This is a genomic window from Pseudomonas abyssi (genome assembly GCF_002307495.1).
GTDB classification, from domain to species: Bacteria; Pseudomonadota; Gammaproteobacteria; order Pseudomonadales; family Pseudomonadaceae; genus Halopseudomonas; species Halopseudomonas abyssi.
Window position 1 is genome coordinate 48,069 of record NZ_NTMR01000014.1, and the last position, 17,410, is coordinate 65,478.

The 17,410-nt window shown below is 61.4% G+C and carries 16 protein-coding genes; 6 read left to right on the forward strand and 10 right to left on the reverse strand.

The features are described 5' to 3' along the window. Positions 1-14 precede the first annotated feature (14 nt). A complete protein-coding gene (locus CNQ84_RS12080) occupies positions 15-269 on the reverse strand; it encodes an Lpp/OprI family alanine-zipper lipoprotein (protein ID WP_083724281.1) in 255 nt (84 codons plus the stop codon). Positions 270-535: 266 nt separating this feature from the next. Between CNQ84_RS12080 and CNQ84_RS12085 the strand changes: the two genes are divergently transcribed. Further along, complete coding sequence (locus CNQ84_RS12085; protein WP_096005122.1) at positions 536-1,930, forward strand: GntP family permease; 1,395 nt, start codon at positions 536-538, stop codon at positions 1,928-1,930. A gap of 140 nt (positions 1,931-2,070) precedes the next feature. Then, the gene (locus CNQ84_RS12090) at positions 2,071-2,346 is read left to right on the forward strand and encodes a GNAT family N-acetyltransferase (protein WP_096005123.1); all 276 of its coding nucleotides are present in this window, start codon (positions 2,071-2,073) and stop codon (positions 2,344-2,346) included. A 56-nt stretch (positions 2,347-2,402) separates the two neighbouring features. Here the strand turns inward: CNQ84_RS12090 and CNQ84_RS12095 are convergent, their stop codons facing one another. Further along, positions 2,403-3,485: a 3-deoxy-7-phosphoheptulonate synthase gene (locus CNQ84_RS12095; RefSeq protein ID WP_096005124.1), complete on the reverse strand. Its 1,083-nt coding sequence runs from the start codon at positions 3,483-3,485 to the stop codon at positions 2,403-2,405. Between the two features lie 238 nt (positions 3,486-3,723). Here CNQ84_RS12095 and CNQ84_RS12100 point away from each other — a divergent pair, with 238 nt between their 5' ends. The 3 genes from CNQ84_RS12100 (at position 3,724) to cysB (ending at position 6,740) form a co-directional block, all read left to right on the forward strand. After that, positions 3,724-4,680, forward strand: coding sequence for a putative 2-dehydropantoate 2-reductase (locus CNQ84_RS12100; protein WP_096005125.1), 957 nt, complete (start codon positions 3,724-3,726; stop codon positions 4,678-4,680). A 9-nt stretch (positions 4,681-4,689) separates the two neighbouring features. After that, a complete protein-coding gene (locus CNQ84_RS12105; RefSeq protein ID WP_096005126.1) occupies positions 4,690-5,607 on the forward strand; it encodes a 5'-nucleotidase in 918 nt (305 codons plus the stop codon). A 158-nt stretch (positions 5,608-5,765) separates the two neighbouring features. After that, on the forward strand, positions 5,766-6,740 hold the full coding sequence (gene cysB, locus CNQ84_RS12110) for an HTH-type transcriptional regulator CysB (protein WP_096005127.1): 975 nt from the start codon (positions 5,766-5,768) through the stop codon (positions 6,738-6,740). Positions 6,741-6,787: 47 nt separating this feature from the next. Here cysB and CNQ84_RS12115 read toward each other — a convergent pair whose 3' ends face one another. Then, positions 6,788-7,513 (reverse strand): phosphoadenylyl-sulfate reductase, encoded by a 726-nt coding sequence (locus CNQ84_RS12115; RefSeq protein WP_096005128.1) that lies wholly within the window; start codon positions 7,511-7,513, stop codon positions 6,788-6,790. A gap of 223 nt (positions 7,514-7,736) precedes the next feature. Here CNQ84_RS12115 and thrH point away from each other — a divergent pair, with 223 nt between their 5' ends. After that, positions 7,737-8,354 (forward strand): bifunctional phosphoserine phosphatase/homoserine phosphotransferase ThrH, encoded by a 618-nt coding sequence (thrH, locus tag CNQ84_RS12120; protein ID WP_096005129.1) that lies wholly within the window; start codon positions 7,737-7,739, stop codon positions 8,352-8,354. Between the two features lie 81 nt (positions 8,355-8,435). Here thrH and CNQ84_RS12125 read toward each other — a convergent pair whose 3' ends face one another. The 7 genes from CNQ84_RS12125 to CNQ84_RS12155 are packed head-to-tail and all read right to left on the reverse strand — an operon-like array spanning position 8,436 to position 17,173. Then, a complete protein-coding gene (locus tag CNQ84_RS12125; protein WP_245841363.1) occupies positions 8,436-9,386 on the reverse strand; it encodes a serine/threonine-protein kinase in 951 nt (316 codons plus the stop codon). Further along, a complete protein-coding gene (locus CNQ84_RS12130) occupies positions 9,383-10,120 on the reverse strand; it encodes a PP2C family protein-serine/threonine phosphatase (RefSeq protein WP_096005131.1) in 738 nt (245 codons plus the stop codon). Before CNQ84_RS12130 ends, CNQ84_RS12125 begins: the two co-directional genes overlap by 4 nt. Further along, positions 10,117-13,461: a type VI secretion system membrane subunit TssM gene (tssM, locus tag CNQ84_RS12135; protein ID WP_096005132.1), complete on the reverse strand. Its 3,345-nt coding sequence runs from the start codon at positions 13,459-13,461 to the stop codon at positions 10,117-10,119. The genes CNQ84_RS12130 and tssM overlap by 4 nt, the downstream gene beginning before the upstream one ends. Next, the gene (icmH, locus tag CNQ84_RS12140; protein ID WP_096005133.1) at positions 13,458-14,306 is read right to left on the reverse strand and encodes a type IVB secretion system protein IcmH/DotU; all 849 of its coding nucleotides are present in this window, start codon (positions 14,304-14,306) and stop codon (positions 13,458-13,460) included. The genes tssM and icmH overlap by 4 nt, the downstream gene beginning before the upstream one ends. Positions 14,307-14,309: 3 nt before the next feature. After that, positions 14,310-15,641: a type VI secretion system baseplate subunit TssK gene (tssK, locus tag CNQ84_RS12145; RefSeq protein WP_096005134.1), complete on the reverse strand. Its 1,332-nt coding sequence runs from the start codon at positions 15,639-15,641 to the stop codon at positions 14,310-14,312. A gap of 1 nt (position 15,642) precedes the next feature. After that, the gene (tssJ, locus tag CNQ84_RS12150) at positions 15,643-16,110 is read right to left on the reverse strand and encodes a type VI secretion system lipoprotein TssJ (protein ID WP_096005135.1); all 468 of its coding nucleotides are present in this window, start codon (positions 16,108-16,110) and stop codon (positions 15,643-15,645) included. 4 nt (positions 16,111-16,114) lie between these two features. Further along, positions 16,115-17,173, reverse strand: coding sequence for a type VI secretion system-associated FHA domain protein (locus CNQ84_RS12155; RefSeq protein ID WP_096005136.1), 1,059 nt, complete (start codon positions 17,171-17,173; stop codon positions 16,115-16,117). Positions 17,174-17,410: the final 237 nt, after the last annotated feature.

Consider the following 17,410-nt stretch of genomic DNA (forward strand, 5'->3'; position numbering starts at 1 on the left):
TGCAGGCAGCCTTATTACTTCTGGCTAGCCTTTTCGAGCATGCGCAGGGCGCGCTCGTTGGCTTCATCAGCAGTCTGCTGGGCGCGTTGAGCGGCAGCCAGAGCTTCATCAGCCTTGCGGTAGGCTTCGTCTGCACGGGCCTGGGCGCTGGCGGTAGCGTTTTCGTTGGCGGCAACGCGAGCGCTCAGTTCCTTTTCCATGCTGTTGCTGCAGCCAGCGGCAACCAGAGCTGCCAGTGCTACGGCGGATACTTTCAGTGCAGTTTTCATAACTTTCCCCTTGTGTAAAAGTTCCTTGCTTCAAGAACGCACAGCAAAAGACCCAAGGTGGCTACATGAGTTCCCTGAATGGTCTGCTGGGCCTTCCCGGCAGCGCTGTTAATAGTAGCAGTTGCTTGCGAGCTGAACAGGGGAGTGGAGCTAATTCTGTTACCAATAAACAACAATAAACTCCCCTGATGGAGGTGTTCGGGTCTTTGTCCGTGTTCGGCGCTGCGCTAATGTAGCCTGCGCTGTTCATTACAAGGATAAAAATAATGCTTGGAAATCTGGGTCTCATCGCCGGCGTGACGCTGCTTATCTATCTGGCGTTGCGTGGTATCAACATTTTTATTGCTGCGCTGGTCTGCGCGCTGGTGGTCGCCCTGACCAATGGCATGCTGATTTCGCAAACCTTTCTCGAGTTCTTTCCGTTCGGTCCGCTGGGTGCTTTCACCTTTGCCGGCAAGTTCTTCCTGCTGTTCCTGTGTGGTGCCATTTTCGGCAAGGTGATGGCTACCAGTCAGGCAGCCAAGAGTATCGCGCTATCCATTACGCGGGCTCTGGGCGTGCGTCACACGCTGCTGGTTGGCATGGTGGTTTGCGCCTTGCTGACCTACGGCGGGGTGGTGGTGTTTGTCGTGGTGTTCACCATGTATCCGTTGGGTATCACGTTGATGCGTGAGGCCAATCTGCCCAAGCGTCTGTGGGCGGCTGCCACCTCCGTTGGCGCGGGTACCTTCACCATGACCGCGCTGCCGGGCACGCCGTCGATCCACAACGTGATCTCCGCCAGCTCGCTGGGGACTGACCTGTTTGCCGGCGGCTGGATTGGTATTTTTGCTGCGTTGCTGATGGCCGGTCTGGGCATGTGGTACGTGGAGAGCCAGTGGAAGCGCGCCCAGGCGCGTGGCGAAGGGTTTGTCGAGAATGCCCAGGATCGTCGCATGGAGCAGCTCATTGGCGATCCGAACGACGCCCCGGTGTGGTGGATGGCATTGATTCCGATGGTGGTGGTGCTGGGCTCGATCATGTTGCCGCGCGCCTTCCTGGGCATGGCAGATTGGTCCGAGAGCGACGGTATTGTGGCCCGCGTGCTGTTGTTCAGTGCGTCGCAGCCGATCATCTGGCCCAGCATTTCGCTGATTCTCGGCTCACTGACCTGCGTGTTGCTGTTCCCTGCGCTGCGTCGCACAGCTGCTCAGGCCTTTGGACAGGGCGCCGATGACTCGATCATGCCGCTGCTGAACACGGCTGCCGTGATCGGCTTTGGTGGCGTGGTCACCCAGACCGCCGGTTTTGCCCAGTTTGCCGACTGGATCCTCAACGTTGATCTGCCGCCGCTGCTGTCGGTGTTTGCGTCGGTCAGTGTGGTCTCGGCGATTGTCGGGTCGTCCTCCGGTGGCCTGCAAATCTTCATGCAGTCGCTGGGTCCGCATTACATCGAGATGGGTGTGGATCCGGAGATCCTGCACCGTATTGCAGCGATCGCTGCCGGCGGTCTGGATTCGCTGCCGCACTGCGGCGCGGTGATTGCGACCTTTATGATCATGGGTATTACCCACAAGGAAGCCTACCGGGACATCTTTGTTGTCACGGTCGCGGTGCCCGTCATCGCCTGTCTGGCATCCATCGCCCTGCTGATGTCGCTAGGTATGGGCATGGTCTCCTGAGGCCGGCGGAGCAGGTGGCGCCTGATGGGCGCCGCGTGCTCCAGTGCACAAAATTTCATCAGATGGGGAACATTCCTGCCGATCAGGGTCTATAGTGGATGACTCCTCGCTCGGAGTTATATCTGCCTGGGGGACTGACAATGAATATGAACGCCACCGTCCAGCATGATCAGGAAGGCAAGCAGTTCTATATCGCATTGGAAGGTGCACGGGCTTATCTCGCCTACATGGATCTGGGCAAGAAGACACTGGATATCTACCGCACCTTCGTACCCAATGCCTTGCGTGGCAAGGGATTGGCGGCCAAGCTGACGGCGCATGCACTGACGTTCGCCCGTGAGCACGGTTACACCGTCATCCCGTCGTGTTCATACGTTGAGCGTTACATGGATCGTCACGCGGCGAACATTGAGTAGCCAGCCAAACGCAACAAAAAACCCGCCAGATTGGCGGGTTTTTTGTGGGCTGCAAATCAGCGTTGCAGACGGGGGCGGCGAGGCAGTACGTCTTTCAGTTTGTCGCGCATGCTGCGCACGCTGTGCTCGGTGGTAGCCCAGTCGATACAGGCGTCAGTCACCGAAACGCCGTATTGCAGCTGCGACAGGTCTTTCGGAATGGACTGGTTACCCCAGCCGATGTGGCTCTCGACCATCAGGCCGATGATTGAGTCGTTGCCTTCGAGGATCTGGTTGGCGACGTTGTCCATGACCAGCGGTTGCAGGCCCGGGTCCTTGTTGGAGTTGGCGTGGCTGCAGTCGACCATGATGTTGCTGGCGATGCCGGCCTTTTCCAGGTCCTTTTCGCACAGGGCGACGCTGACCGAGTCGTAGTTGGGCTTGCCGTTGCCGCCGCGCAGCACGACGTGGCCGTAGGGGTTGCCTTTGGTGGTGACGATAGAGACCTGACCCTGCTGGTTGATGCCCAGGAAACGGTGCGGGCTGGAGACCGACTGCAGGGCATTGATGGCAACCGAGAGGCTGCCATCGGTGCCGTTCTTGAAGCCGACGGCCGAGGACAGGCCCGAGGACATTTCGCGGTGGGTCTGGGACTCAGTGGTGCGAGCACCGATGGCCGACCAGGAAATCAGGTCCTGCAGGTACTGGGGCGAAATCGGATCGAGCGCTTCAGTGGCGGTGGGCAAGCCCATTTCCGACAGGTCACAGAGCAGCTGGCGGCCGATGTGCAGGCCATCTTCAATCTTGAACGAGTCATCCAGGTAAGGGTCGTTGATCAGGCCTTTCCAGCCGACAGTCGTACGCGGCTTCTCGAAATAGACGCGCATCACCAGATAGAGGGTGTCGCTGACTTCTTCGGCCAGTTTCTTAAGGCGCGCGGCGTAGTCTTTGGCGGCCTCGATATCGTGGATCGAGCAGGGGCCGATGACGATGAACAGGCGGTGGTCCTTGCCATCGAGAATGTCACGAATAACCTGGCGGCTTTCGACAACGGTCGCCTGGGCAGCTGCGCTGAGCGGAATCTTCGCTTTGAGCTGCTCGGGGGTAATCAGAATCTCGTTGGAGGTAATGTTCAGGTCATCAATAGGTAAATCGGCCATCAGTCTTCCCGGAAGTGGTACCGGCCGCGCGGTGCGGCGCTATTTTGAGTGCGTCACAGCTTAATCAAGGTTGGCCGCTTAGGCTACCCCGCAGGCCGCTATCGCTCTGAAAAACAAAATTAATTGGCGCGCGGAAGGACGCCACCGTGCCATTTTGTCGTGTTGTTGACTGTCTTACCGGGCGCCTGCCCCTTACCATTGCCGAATACCAATAACAGATCATCCAAATGAGGGTTGTATGGACCAGAACAAACTGCAAATCGGCATCATCGGCACGGGCGCAATCGGTGGCTTCTACGGCGCCATGCTGGCCAACGGCGGAAATGATGTGCACTTTTTGCTGCGCAGTGAATATGACGCTGTGGTGGAGAAGGGCATTACCATCAACAGCCTGGTCAATGAACAACTGCATCTGCACCCGGTGCAGGCGTACCAGGATGCTGCAGACATGCCGCCCTGCGACTGGCTGTTCATCGGCGCCAAGTCGACCGCAGGCAACCTGGGCGACATCATCACCCGCGCTGGCAAGCCCGATGCCAAGGTGGTGCTGCTGCAAAACGGCCTGAGCAACGAAGACCAGCTGCGACCCCACCTGCCCGACTCTATGCATCTGATTGGCGGTTTGTGCTATGTCTGCCTGTTCCGCGAAGGGCCGGGCCTGGTCAAGCACCAAGCCAATGGTATGGTCGATCTCGGTTACCACTCTGGCCCCGCTACCAGTGTCGAAGCGCAGCAGGCGCTGCTTAAAGAAGGTGCAGAGCTGCTTGCTTCTGGCAAGATTCCCACACGCCTGCTGCCCGGGGTAGACGAAGCACGTTGGCAGAAGCTGGTCTGGAATGCGCCTTTCAACGGTATTTCCGTGGTGCTGAACTCCGGTACCCAGGCGTTGCTGAAAGACCCGGCAAGTAACAAGCTGATCAAGGAAATGATGGAAGAGGTGATCAGCACGGCTCGGGCCAAAGGTGTCAGCATGCCTGACGGTCTGGCGGACAAGCTGTTGATGGGGACTGGCGCCATGCCCGACTACCAGCCAAGCATGTACCACGACTGGCTGCACAAACGCCCCATGGAGCTGGATAGCCTGTACGGTGAGCTGCTGCGTCAGGGCCGTGAGGCAGGTTGCAGCCTGCCGAAAATCGAGGCAATGTTGGATCAGCTGACGTTCATTCAGAACCGATACCTGTCCAATCAATAGGAAGGCCGCATGCCCAGCCAGCTCGGCGACAAACTGGTTATCGCCATTTCTTCCAGAGCGCTGTTTGATCTGGACGATAGCCACGCGGTCTTCGAGCGCGAGGGGCTGGAAGCCTATCGCTTGTATCAGATAGCGCACGAAGACGAGCCGCTGGAGCCGGGCGAGGCCTTCCCGTTGGTGCAGAAGCTGCTGCGCATCAATAGTCTGCTCGAGGGTGATAGCCGGGTCGAGGTGGTTTTGATTTCTCGCAACAGCGCCGATACCGGCTTGCGCGTGTTCAACTCCATCCAGCACTACGGCCTGGGTATCACCCGGGCCGCTTTTGCCGGCGGTCGCAGCCCCTTTACCTATATCCCGGCCTTTGGCTGCCAGCTCTTTCTATCGACCCACGCCGAGGACGTTCGCGCCACCTTGGATGCCGGTTTTGCTGCGGCAACCATCCTGCCGGCCAAGCGCCGCCCAGAACAGCGTGATGAGCTGCGTATCGCCTTTGATGGCGACGCGGTGCTGTTTTCCGACGAGTCCGAACAGGTGTTCCAGCGCGACGGACTGGCAGCCTTCCAGGCCAGCGAGCAGGCGTCAGCCCATCAGCCCCTTAGGGGTGGCCCGTTCAAGGCGTTCCTGGCTGCACTCAATCGCATTCAGACCGAGTTTGCCAATGAGCAATGTCCGATCCGCACTGCGTTGGTGACGGCGCGCAGTGCCCCGGCCCATGAGCGGGTAATTCGTACCCTGCGTGAGTGGAATATTCGGCTGGACGAGTCCCTGTTTCTGGGCGGCCTGGACAAGTCCGAGTTTCTGCAGGCCTTCGGCGCTGATCTGTTCTTCGATGACCAGGAGGGGCACTGTCAGCGCGCCGTGGGTGTGGTGCCGACTGGGCATGTCCCGCACGGTATCAGCAACCTCAAATCGTCCTCGCCGGTCTGATAATGGCGCAGGTGTGAGACACACTGCACTATTTCATTCCGTTGCCGGAATTTATGGACTAACCTAACTGTCAGAACAGGCGATCTGGTTATAAGCGCTTAACGCGTTGCCGCGCCAGCCAAGCCGCCACCGGGCTTGGATCGATAGAGGAAGCATTCATGAAGCTGCAGCAACTGCGCTATATCTGGGAAGTGGCCCACCATGACCTGAACGTCTCCGCCACCGCCCAGAGCCTGTACACCTCCCAGCCCGGTATCAGCAAACAGATTCGCCTGCTTGAAGACGAGCTGGGCGTAGAGGTGTTTTCTCGCAGTGGCAAGCACCTGACCCGCATCACGCCGGCCGGTGAGCGCATTATTGCGACCGCTGGCGAGATTTTACGCAAGGTCGACAGCATCAAGCAGATTGCTCAGGAGTTCAGCAACGAGCGCAAGGGCACGCTGACGCTGGCAACCACGCATACCCAGGCGCGCTACGCCTTGCCCCCGATCATTCAGAAATTCATCAAGAACTATCCGGACGTCTCGTTGCACATGCATCAGGGTACGCCGATGCAGATCTGTGAAATGACCGTAGACGGTACCGCCGATTTCGCCATCGCCACCGAGGCGCTGGAGCTGTTCGCCGACCTGGTGATGATGCCGTGCTATCGCTGGAATCGCTGCGTCATCGTGCCCAAGGGGCACCCGCTGACGCAGTTGTCGTCTCTGAGCCTGGAGGCGTTGGCAGAGTGGCCACTGGTAACCTATGTGTTTGGTTTTACCGGGCGTTCCAAGCTTGATGAGGCCTTCAGCAATCGCGGGTTGTCGCCGAAAGTGGTGTTTACCGCCGCCGACGCGGACGTGATCAAAACCTATGTGCGACTGGGGTTGGGGGTTGGCATTGTGGCGCACATGGCGGTCGATCCTGTGGCAGATCCGGACTTGGTGGTGGTTGATGCCAGCCAGCTGTTCGAGTCCAGTGTGACCAAGATCGGCTTCCGCCGGGGCACTTTCCTGCGCGGTTACATGTACGAGTTTATCGAGGCGTTTGCCCCGCATCTGACGCGCGAGATGATCGATCAGGCGCTGCTGTGCAGCAACAAGGTGGAGCTGGAGGCGCTGTTCGACGGGGTCGAGCTACCTGTCCTCTGAAACGAAACGCCGGCTGTTGCCGGCGTTTTCGTGTTTGCAGCCTGGTGTCAGCTGCGTGCAATCAGATTGCCGGCGTGCAGACCGCATTCCTTCTTGGTGGACTCTTCCCACCACCAGCGGCCTTCGCGCTCGTGCTGGTTCGGCAGCACGGGGCGCGTGCAAGGCTCGCAGCCAATACTGATAAAACCTTTCTCGTGCAGCGGGTTGTAGGGAATCTCCAGCATGCGGATGTAATTCCAGATGTCCTCACTGCTGTAGTTGGCCAACGGATTGAACTTGACCAGTTGGTGTTCCGGCGTCGAGAACGCGGTGTCCAGCTGAATCACCGGTACGTCGGCGCGGGTGGGGCTTTGATCCTTGCGTTGGCCGGTAATCCAGGCGTCGACTGTGCCCAGTTTGCGGCGCAGCGGTGCAATCTTGCGCACGCCGCAGCAGCCGCCGTGGCCATTTTCGTAAAAGTCGAACAGGCCGTTTTCACGAACGTACGCTTCCAGCTGCTGATGATCAGGGGAGAGCACTTCAAGCTGAATGCCGTAGTGCTTGCGTACCTGCGCCAGGAAGCGGTAGGTCTCGGCGTGCAGGCGGCCGGTGTCGAGGGTGAACACCTTGATTTCGGGGTTGATCTTCCAGGCCATATCCAGCGCAACGATATCGTCGGCGCCACTGAACGATAGCCAGAGATTGTCGAACTGGCTGATTGCCAGTTCGAGGATCTGCTGGGGCGACTTGCTGGCGTACTCGCTGGCCAGTTGGTCGATGTCGACATTACTCATTGCATCAGGCTCTCAATCCGGCGGTGGATCGGTGTGCCACCGTTTCTGGTTTCAGGCGGGCAGTCTAGCAAAGGGCGTCTTAGTCCATCCTCTTTTATTTAGTTATATTTTTATGCCTTTTTTCGAGGTTGCTCGGCGCTTCTAGCGTCCTTCTCGTTGCGCCTGACAGCGCTTGCCGGTAGATTGTGCGCCAGCCTCAACTATTGAAACTCAGGAGTATCGCGTGGAAATTGCTTGCCTTGACCTGGAGGGCGTACTGGTCCCGGAAATCTGGATTGCCTTTGCCGAAAAGACCGGCATTGAGGAACTGAAGGCGACCACCCGTGATATTCCGGATTACGACGTACTGATGAAGCAGCGTCTTTCCATTCTGGACAAGCACGGCCTCAAGCTGTCGGACATTCAGGAAGTTATCGCGACTCTCAAACCGCTGGATGGCGCCGTAGAATTTGTCGACTGGCTGCGTGAGCGCTTCCAGGTCGTGATTCTGTCTGACACCTTCTATGAGTTCTCTCAGCCGCTGATGCGCCAGCTGGGCTTTCCGACGTTGTTGTGCCACCGTCTGATCACCGATGAGAACGACCGCGTGGTCGACTATCAGCTGCGTCAAAAAGACCCCAAGCGTCAGTCAGTCATCGCCCTGAAGAGCATTTACTACCGCATCATCGCCGCCGGTGATTCCTACAACGACACCACCATGTTGTCGGAGGCGCATGCCGGTATCCTGTTCCACGCGCCTGACAACGTGATTAGCGAATTCCCGCAGTTCCCGGCAGTACATACCTATGAAGACCTGAAAAAGGCCTTTATTGCTGCCTCCAACCGCGAGCTGTCGCTGTAAGACAACGCTGATCTGCTTGCTCGGCAGTGATCTGCGCCGAGCCAGAGCCTGTCGACGCCATCTAGCGTCAACAGGCTTTTTTCATTGGCTGGTTCGCCCCAGTGGCAAGCTCACTGCGGCCCATTGCGGCCAAGGCCACCAGCGCCGTATCGGCTGGCCGAATACCTGCCTCAACTCGCTTACGCTGCTGGTTCTCTGTGCCGGCTCGAACGCGAGTGCCCGGCGCAGCGCTGGCCAGCAGTGGGCGGGCAGGTGCGCCGGCTTTTGCAAGCTGCGGTACTGATCCATGCGCATTGCCTGCCGCGCTGTCAGGCGGCTGAACGGATGATGGCCGCTGGCCAGTTCATAGAGTACGCACGCCAGTGCATACAGGTCGGTAGCCGGGCTTAGGTCGCCGCCATCGAGCAGCTCCAGAGCAGCGTATCGCGGGGTCCAGGCCGCCAGGCGGCGACGCGAGAGCCGGGGCAGACGGCTCAACAGGCCCTCGTTGCCCTGGCCGAGGCCAAAGTCAAACAGCCGTACATCACTCTCACACAGCATCACGTTGGTGGGTTTTATATCGCCGTGCAGCACGCCGCGCTGGTGAGCGTGTTGCAGCGCGTCAAGCAGTGCCAGTGCCAGGGGCTGCAAGTCACTCCAGGGCAGTCCCTCAGGGTGTGAGCTCATGATCTGGTCCAGCGTCGGCCCGGCGAGCAGCTCCAGGGTCAGAAACGCGCGCTTGCTCTGCGCGTCTACGTGGAAGCTGTGGGGGCGCACGATATGGCGGTGGTGCAGGCGGCTGGTCAGAGCAAACTCGCTGTAGAGCAGGGCATTGGCGTCGGGATGGCGAGAGAACGTATCGTTCAGTGTCTTCAGCGCAACCCAGGGTTCCGGGTCGCCAAATTGTTCTCGTACCAGGTCACGGGCCCGATAGACCGCACCCATGCCGCCGACGCCAAGCAGGCGTTCGATACGATAACGTTTGCCCATCAGCGCCGGTAGATCACTGGGGGTCTGCAGGGGGGCGCCTGCTGGCGCGGTTGTCTGTTTCACGGCGGGCTCGTCGCGGGTGTGGGGCGGATGACAATAGCAGTGAGGTTGTCCTTGGCGGGGCCTTGCAGGGCCAGATTGAACAGCAGCTCAATGCTGGCCTGTGCTGTCGGCAGTCGCAGTGATTGGGCCAGTTGTCTAAGGCTCAGGCTGCGATACAGGCCGTCGCTGCAGAGCAGCAGGCGGTCGTGATCCTGTAGCGTGAATTCGCTGGCATCCAGACGCAGCACCTCGTGCGCACCGACGGCGCGGGTGAGAGCCTGTGCGTTGGGATGCCGCGCCGCCTGGCTGGCGCTGATGTTGCTGCTGATCAATTGCTGAGCAAGGGTATGATCGCGCGACAGCAGATATAGCTTCTGTTGACGCCACAGATAGCAGCGGCTGTCGCCTGCCCACAGGCACAGCGCCCGCCGGCCCTGGGCGAGAACGGCGACCACGGTGCTACCGCTCAAGGGAGCAGGGCGGCCGGCGCAGAGGGTCACCTCTTGGGTCAGGCGGTGATTTACCTGGTGCAGGGCCTGACGAACCCGGCGCTGGTTCTGGTCAAGATTGGCCCCCAGCGGCAGGTCCGCCAGTTGCTCCACAATCAGTCGACTGGCCAGTGCGCCGTTCTGATGGCCTCCCATGCCATCGGCAACGGCCCAGAGGCTGCCCGGGCGTCGGTCAAGCAGCGCATCTTCATTGCGCTTGCGAACCTTGCCAATGTGGGTCTGACTCGCGCTGTCCCAGTGGATCATAGCTGTGCCGGCAGGGCGAAGCCGCGGAGCAACTCCGGGTCGAAGGGGTTGGGCGCTCGCTGGCTGTGCAGCAGGTACTGGGCCCGCATACCGCCAATGCTGGCCCGCAGCAGCAGGGCATCGCGTTCTTCCTGGCGTTGAATCTCTATGCGGTCCAGCAGGCGAAACAGCGACCAGGTGCCGGCTTCCTGCTGCAGCCCCAGGCGTCGGCCGCCCAAGTCCTCGAGCGTCAGGCTGATGCGCTCGCTGCCTTCGGCAGCGGGCCAGCGAAAGGCACTGGCGACAATGGGGCCGTGACGGTACTCAAGTTGCTGGGGCCCATAGTGGAAACTGGCACGGCCCAGGCTGGCATCCAGCGCGTAGGGCTCCAGGCGGAACTGCACGCCAGGCTCGAAGGGGTCATCGGCAAAGAAGCCGGCGCGGATTGCCTGGGCTCGTGCCAGCTGGGTCAGCAACGCGGACGATAGCGGCAGGCTGCGTCCGTCCAGGGAGCGAAGGCGGTAGTGACCATCGCGCTGAATCACGAACGGTTGCAGATAGTTGGCGACAAACTGCTCGATGGTGCCTTCCTGTTGGAAAAAGCGACGGAAGTCGCTCAACTCGACATCTCGGCTGCTGCTGGCACTGAACGGATAGCGCTGGGCGAATGCGCTGCGGTAGACAGTGTACAGGTCGGTCCGGTAGCGCTGGTTCACGTAGCGGCTGGCATCAGCCAGTACCTGCCCCCATGCGTCTGACGCCAACTGGTTGACCCAGCCATTGAGGGGGGCTGGCAGGGCACTGGCGGCGTCACGCGTGGCGCTGATCGCATCGGCCTGATGTTGCATGCGCTTGCGCGCCATCTCGAAGGCCAGTTGCCCGCTGTCGCCACTGTTGTAGAGCTGCGCCAGCTGCAACTGCAGTTGAGTGAGCGCTTGCTGGCTCTGCAGCAATGCCGCGGTAGGGTTGCCGTCGCTGTCGAGCAAGCCATGCAGATTGGCGAACTGCTGCTGCAGGGCTTGCTTGGCGGCGCTGGCGGGGGTTGCGCGCTCGCGTTGCGGATCAATCAGTCGGGTGTGCTCGCGCAGCTGTTGCAGCAAAAGCAGTTGTGGTGCGCTGCTGGCGCTCAAGGCCGACAGGTCGGTAACCGCCCGGCCATTACGCAATGTTGCCATGCGCAGTGAAGCCAGCGCGCGGATCCACTCGTCGGTGTAGTCCTGGAAGTACAGAGCCTCCACCTCAACAAGCAGTTGGCGTTGCTCGCTTGGTGTCAGTTGGCTGCGATTACCCAGCACCCAGTTGTCTTCCAGCAGACGTTCGATCAGGGCAGGCCCTTGTTGCTGGAACAGGGTCTGATAGCCGGTTCGGGTATAGAAGCCGGGGATGGCGGTTGGGCGGCTGGCGAGCAATTGATGGTCGGTACCCAGTTGGTTGTCCAGGCGATAGTGTGGCAAGGCACGTGCCTGTTCGCGCAGCAGGCGGTAGGTCAGCTGCGCGAGGGACTCCTGTTGCAACTGGTCGCGCACCCTGGCGACCAGCGCCTCATCGACCGCAGTTACCTGCCACGGCAGCGGCAGCAGGCGCTCAAGGTGGGCGCTCAGTTGGGTTTGTACATCGGTCTGTTCGGGGTAGCGGTGCTGCCACTCTTCGTCCATCCACTGCTGTAGATAACCTGTCTCCAGGCGCTCTGGCTGACTGAGCATGAGGTAGGCGCGCAAGTGGCCAATCAGTTGCTGGCGGTCAGCGTGGGCGCTGCGCAGGCGTGCCTCAAGCTGGCGGGTTATCAGGGGCAGCAGGTAGTCGCGTAACGATTGCTGGTAGTGTCGCTGTACCTGGGGCAGGACGTCAGGTGCCTGCTCCAGGGTCAGGGTTCGAGTGAGGACGCGGCCGCCGGTTTCGGGGTGTACAAGAGTAGCGGCGTAGCGGGCATCCAGTTGCTGCAGCAAGGCGGTGATGCGGCTGTGCGCCTGTATTTTCGGGGTGCTCGGCAGGAAATGCTCGGCCAGGTTGGCCAGCTGAGACAGCCGTTCGCTTTGCTGATGATAGGCCAAGCTCCAGCCAACGGCGCAGCAGGCAAGCCCCGCCGCCGCCAGGCCGAACCCTACGCGCTGGCGGCGGCGCTGGCGCTGCTCGCGGTTGGCATCGAGTGATACCCGGTGCGGGTTGCCCAGGATGACCTGCTCGAACAGCTCGATGACAAAGCCCGATTGCCTCGGCGGACCCGGGGCATACAGCAGGCTATCCTGCTCCGACTGGCCGCTGCAGGTGAAATAGAGTCCCTGCAGGCGAGAACCCGACTGGTAGCGGCTGGCGCTGAAGGTTTGCTCGATAAAACGCTGAACAGGTCCTTCGAGGCGCGCCAGTTGCCAGGGCAAATCCAGCAACCGCCCGCGGCGCGCCGGATCGCGCTCCTGGTGCAGGCGATGAAGCATCTGTGCGTTGAGGCGGCCTAGTAACGCCGCATAGGCTTGCGTGCGGTGCGCGGAATCCGCTTGCGGGTGGTTGTCGAGTCGCATGCCGAAGTGTTGCTGGCGCTGCTCGAGCGGGAGCTGCTCCAGCAGCTCCGCCAACCCCGGAATCAGGTCGCTCTTGCTGAGCAGCAGGTAGACCGGCAAGTCCAGACCAAGCTGGCTGCGTAGCTCGCTGAGTGCATGGCGCAGCCGCCGCGCGAGGTTGTCCAGTTCCAGGTCGTGATTCTGCTGAAGCAGGTCTACCGGCAAGGTGATGATGACACCGGTCAATGCCGGTTGGCGCCGCTGGCGCAGCAGGGACAGCAGGGCCTGCCAGTGCGGCGCAGGTTGGTCACTGTCGACCTCGGGCAGGCAGTGACCGCTGCAATCGATCAGGGTGCCTGCGTGGTGGCAATGCCATTCGGCCGGGCTGCTGCCTGCACTGCCGTCAGGGATCTCTGCGGTGCTGCAAAGCAGCGGCAGGTCGGGTTGCGCCAGCAGGCTGCTTTTCCCGGCGCCCTGCGGGCCTATGAGCAGGTACCATGGTTGTCTGCGTCGTTGGCGGGCAGTCACGCCGGCTTTTTGTAGCTGCTGCTGGGCGAGGATGGCGCGCTGGTGCAGTGCCAGGTGTACGTCTACCTGCCGCTCATGCTGTTGTTGTTCTTCGGCGGTCGGTGGCGAGGGCTTGGGACGTGTGCGCCAGTAGGTGACTGTACGCCAGAGCAGCCATGGCATTGCCAGCAGGGCGATGGTGCCTGCGCGGCTCCAGCGACTGCTCCAGATCGCGTGGCCGTTCACCGAGATCATCGGGCCAAGGGTCCAGACCAATAAGCCGAGTAGTACCAGCAACAGCGCCGTCCAGCCAGCCGGGGAGCGCAGCAGACCCAGCAGACGCGGGAGTACAGGGTTCATTGTCGCGCCTCCTGGGTGCTGTACTGTTGCAATGTGTTGTGGCGTTGCTGTTCCAGCGTATTGCTGAAGGCAGTATGCAGCAGGGTCATGCCCGCGAGTGTGGCGCAAAGCAACAGCCAGGCTGGAAAGGGCCTGCGCAGCGAATGGTCGGCTGCATCGACAGCGTTGGGCTCGGCCAGTCGGGTGTCGGGCGCCTCGCGGTAGCGCCGAAGTTCCCGGTACAGGCGCTCACTGAGCTCGGCCAGGGCCGTTTCACCTCGCGGCTGCAAGCGATATCGTCCCTGAAAACCCAGGGCGATGCAGACGTACATCAGCTCTAGTACGTCCAGGTGTCTGCCCGGGTCCCGGTGCAGGCGCTCCAGCAGGACAAAAAACTTTTCACCGCCGAAGGTTTCCTGGTGAAAGAGGGCAAGCAGGCTGTGTTGTGACCAGTCGCTGTCGTTGCCCCAGCGCGTGGCAAGAATGGCTTCGTCGAGTACGGTACAGAGCACATAGCGGGCAGCGTGGCGGCTGGTTTGCTCGATGCCGTGGTCCTGGCATTGCAGGTCAAAGTACTGAATACCGGCGCGCAGCGATTCGCGCAACAGGTCCGGACGTTCCTGCGCGTCGGCGGATTTGAGTTGAACCAGCTCGCTGAGCAGCGGCGCGGCCAGGGCCAACAGGGTATTGGGGCCGTGGGCGTCGATCAGCAACGAGCTGTTGCCCGGGGGCAGCGACAGGCGTTGTGCCAGAGGCGGTGGACGCAGCGCTGGGTCGTAGTCAGTGAGGGGACTGTCGGCGGACCAGGCGTCGTCCTGGGCGAGGATCACAGTCCGGTCGTCATCTCGGGATGCCATTGCGTGCATGCGTCAGCTCCTGATGGCCCAAAAGGCCAGTTGCAGATTGCTCAGTTCGCCGGCGGCGTGGAACGCGAAGCCGCCAGAGCTGGCCAGCTGTGCGCGTTCATCGGCGCTGAGCTCCAGGGCGAAGTAGATGCGATCGTTATGAAAGGGCAGTTGCCTGGGAGCAACCGGTAACGCGCGCACGCGGATGCCGGGCAGGTGGAGGTTGACCAGCTGACGAATCTGCTCAACAGCACCGATCTTCAGGTGGGTAGGCAATCGCTTGCGCAGGGCGTCGCCGTCGCAGTCAGCCTTGGCCGCCAAGATGAAGAGAGCGCCATCAAGCAGCGCCGGATCACTGATGGGGGCCACGCGAATGCCGTACTGCCGTTGTTGCAGTGGCAGCTCCATCGCGTGTTGCTCCAGCACCATGGACAGTCTTTGGCGCAAGGCTCGCATGAGTTGCCGGTAGCTGCCACCCTGGTCACTGTGCTGGTAATGCAGGTCGGCGGGGGGGCGCTTGCTGTCGCAGCTGAAGGTGGATAGTTCGCCGAGCAGGCTCAGCAACAGGTTGAACAGCACGGCAGGCGGGGTGTGGCTGCCGCTGCGCAGTTGTCGCAGCAAGGGTTCCTGGCGGTTGAGCAATTGGAGCATCAGCAGGTCACCCAACTCGGCACTGGCGGCGGTGCCGCGGCTACGCAGCCGCTCGGCCAGAGCATCTGCGCGGTGCTGCACAAGGCTGATGGTCTCCTGCAGGCATTTTTGCAGGTAGGGGCTGTCCTGACAGTGCAGGTAGCTGGCGGTCAGGTCTTCATCCAGACGGATGTTGCCATCGCTACCGCACTCCTGTACCTGACAAAGCCGCAGACGGACCAGCGCCTGGTCTTCGCCGGCATCGCCCAGCACCAGACGAAAGGCTGGCTGCGCGACACGCAAGGTAGCGCTGGCACCCGCACCTGCGTTGGCGTCGCTGACCTCATGGTCGGCGCTAAGATAGCGTGCCAGCGGTGCTTCGCTCCCGGGTTGCTGTACCTCAAGATGGCCTCGGCTGGTGAGGGGCAGGGCAAGGTAGACAGGGGTACTCAAGGTGCCGGCCGGGATGTCGAGCGCAAGCGGCTCGGCGCGTTGCGCCAGGTCAAACAGACTGCCGTCCGGTAGCAGGCCGGCTGCATCGCTCAGCACGATCTTGCCCAGCGCGAGGAACTGGGTATCCAGATCGAGGCGAGTGAAGCCCCAGGCGTGGGCGTGCAAGCCGCTGGTGCGGCGGGTGAGCTGCTCGTCGTAGTAGCGGTCATGCTGCTGAAAGTGCTGGGGCCGCAGCAGCATTCCTTCGTGCCACACCACATTAAGCGTTTGCATGTCAGGGCTCTCCGGTGGGCTGTTGTTGGTTGATGCCGTGTTCGTCGAGCGCCAACGTGAACTGGTTGCGTGCGCCAGGCTGCACATCCAGGCGGATACGCCAGCGGGTGTTGGGCAAGTCACGATAGGCTGCGATCAGGCCCAGGTGTCGTGCTTCGGGGCCGGCAGCTATCTTGAACTGGCGTTGTTCGCCGGGGCGCAATTCAAGCTCCTGGAGCGCGAGCAGGTCGGGCGACAGGATCTGTTGCGGTCGTTGCTGCAGGGCAAAAAAGTCGGCTTGCTCAAAGGCCACGGGATGGCGCAGTTCTATCAGCTGCAGCACGACGGGTGAGGGGCGGCCGTGCAAATCCGGGTTGAGCGAGTCGGTGGCGCTGATCTGCAGGTCGATTTTGGTCATGTGCGAGTAGGGAGACAGCAGGCTGCACGCACTCAGCAGGCAGGCCGCCAGGGCAAGGAGGAGACGATGCATGGGCTTATCCGAAGGGGTTGTGATGGAGGCTGTTAAGCAAATGGTGCTGCTCCTGATAGGCCTCTCTGAAGGCGTGCTGGCAACGCTGTTGAAGCGGACCGGGCTGCTGGTAGTGCTGCTGCAGGGCGCGCCAGCGGGCGCCGTCGGTGCGCGGCCCGCCCGGGCCCAGCAGTTGGGCGGGCGCCAGAATCACCGGCAGCTGGTCGCACAGCCGGTTGCCAGCCTGCTGAATCGCCAGCTGGTGGGATCTGAGCTGACGCCAGGCGCTGCGGAGCAGTTCTTCGCCATCGGCTGCTCCCAGTAGTTGCTGCAGGGCGGTGACGGCATCCGCGCTGTCGCTGAGCGGGTGGCGCATGGCGTTTGCCTGCAACTGAGACGCGCTGTGTTGCTGTGTGTGCAGGCTGTGCTGCAGTTCGGCAACGGCGCTGCGCAGCAGACCGATGGCCTGGCGGCTGAGTGCGGCGGCCTGGGCCGAGGAGGCGGGCTGCAGCCCAAGTTGCTGGCACAGCTGCTCTGCCAGCTCGAAGTCGCCTGTCGGCTGCGGTGTGATCGGCGACTGGGTGCGTGGCAGGCGGACATGCTCCGCCTCCACCGGGTGATGCTCTGCGCTGGATGTTGGCAATGACGCCTGCTCGGGCGTCTGAAGCCATTCGGCCAGCGGGTCATCGCTTTCATGACCGCCTTCGCCCAACGACAGAAAGGCATCGTCAGGGATCAGTGGATGGGCACTGCTGCTGGTGACCTGCTGCAGCCGCGCGCGTATCTCCATCTCGCCCAGGCAGTAGATCTGGCCGTGCTCAATGCGTTCGGGCTCGCCCTTGGTCAGGCGGCGGCCATCGCTTTTGATGTGGATGCCGTTGCTACTGGTATCGGTGAGATAAAAGGCCTCCTCGCTGTAGCTGATCTGGGCATGGCGACCAGAGATGATGCGCTGGCGGTCGGGCAGCACCCAGTCGCAGTCGGCGGCGCGGCCGATGACGCCGCCGGCCTGACGGAACTGGCGGGTAAGCGGTGGCTCCTGCGCTGAGGCGGGTGGGTAGATGACTTCCAGCATCAGCTCCATGCGCGGGCCTCCTCAGTCAGGGGAGGCGTCCCAGGCCTGTCCAGGGGCTGATACTGGTCGTCATCGAAGCGCAGGTTGCTACTACAGGCGCACAGGGTGAACGCAGCAACCAGCAGCAGCGTGTGCCTGACCAGCGGGCAGGGAAATAAGAATAGACGCATTACAGAATCCATTAGGTGCTCAACAGAACCCGTCCTGGGTTATTGGTTGAGCTGCAGCAAGGGCTGTGCCTGGATT

Bases quoted from the DNA above. Each gene is read 5' to 3' on its own strand.
- CNQ84_RS12080 (WP_083724281.1), bottom strand. From the start codon at position 269: ATGAAAACTGCACTGAAAGTATCCGCCGTAGCACTGGCAGCTCTGGTT.
- CNQ84_RS12085 (WP_096005122.1), top strand. From the start codon at position 536: ATGCTTGGAAATCTGGGTCTCATCGCCGGCGTGACGCTGCTTATCTAT.
- CNQ84_RS12090 (WP_096005123.1), top strand. From the start codon at position 2,071: ATGAATATGAACGCCACCGTCCAGCATGATCAGGAAGGCAAGCAGTTC.
- CNQ84_RS12095 (WP_096005124.1), bottom strand. From the start codon at position 3,485: ATGGCCGATTTACCTATTGATGACCTGAACATTACCTCCAACGAGATT.
- CNQ84_RS12100 (WP_096005125.1), top strand. From the start codon at position 3,724: ATGGACCAGAACAAACTGCAAATCGGCATCATCGGCACGGGCGCAATC.
- CNQ84_RS12105 (WP_096005126.1), top strand. From the start codon at position 4,690: ATGCCCAGCCAGCTCGGCGACAAACTGGTTATCGCCATTTCTTCCAGA.
- cysB (WP_096005127.1), top strand. From the start codon at position 5,766: ATGAAGCTGCAGCAACTGCGCTATATCTGGGAAGTGGCCCACCATGAC.
- CNQ84_RS12115 (WP_096005128.1), bottom strand. From the start codon at position 7,513: ATGAGTAATGTCGACATCGACCAACTGGCCAGCGAGTACGCCAGCAAG.
- CNQ84_RS12130 (WP_096005131.1), bottom strand. From the start codon at position 10,120: ATGATCCACTGGGACAGCGCGAGTCAGACCCACATTGGCAAGGTTCGC.
- tssM (WP_096005132.1), bottom strand. From the start codon at position 13,461: ATGAACCCTGTACTCCCGCGTCTGCTGGGTCTGCTGCGCTCCCCGGCT.
- icmH (WP_096005133.1), bottom strand. From the start codon at position 14,306: ATGCACGCAATGGCATCCCGAGATGACGACCGGACTGTGATCCTCGCC.
- tssK (WP_096005134.1), bottom strand. From the start codon at position 15,641: ATGCAAACGCTTAATGTGGTGTGGCACGAAGGAATGCTGCTGCGGCCC.
- tssJ (WP_096005135.1), bottom strand. From the start codon at position 16,110: ATGCATCGTCTCCTCCTTGCCCTGGCGGCCTGCCTGCTGAGTGCGTGC.
- CNQ84_RS12155 (WP_096005136.1), bottom strand. From the start codon at position 17,173: ATGGAGCTGATGCTGGAAGTCATCTACCCACCCGCCTCAGCGCAGGAG.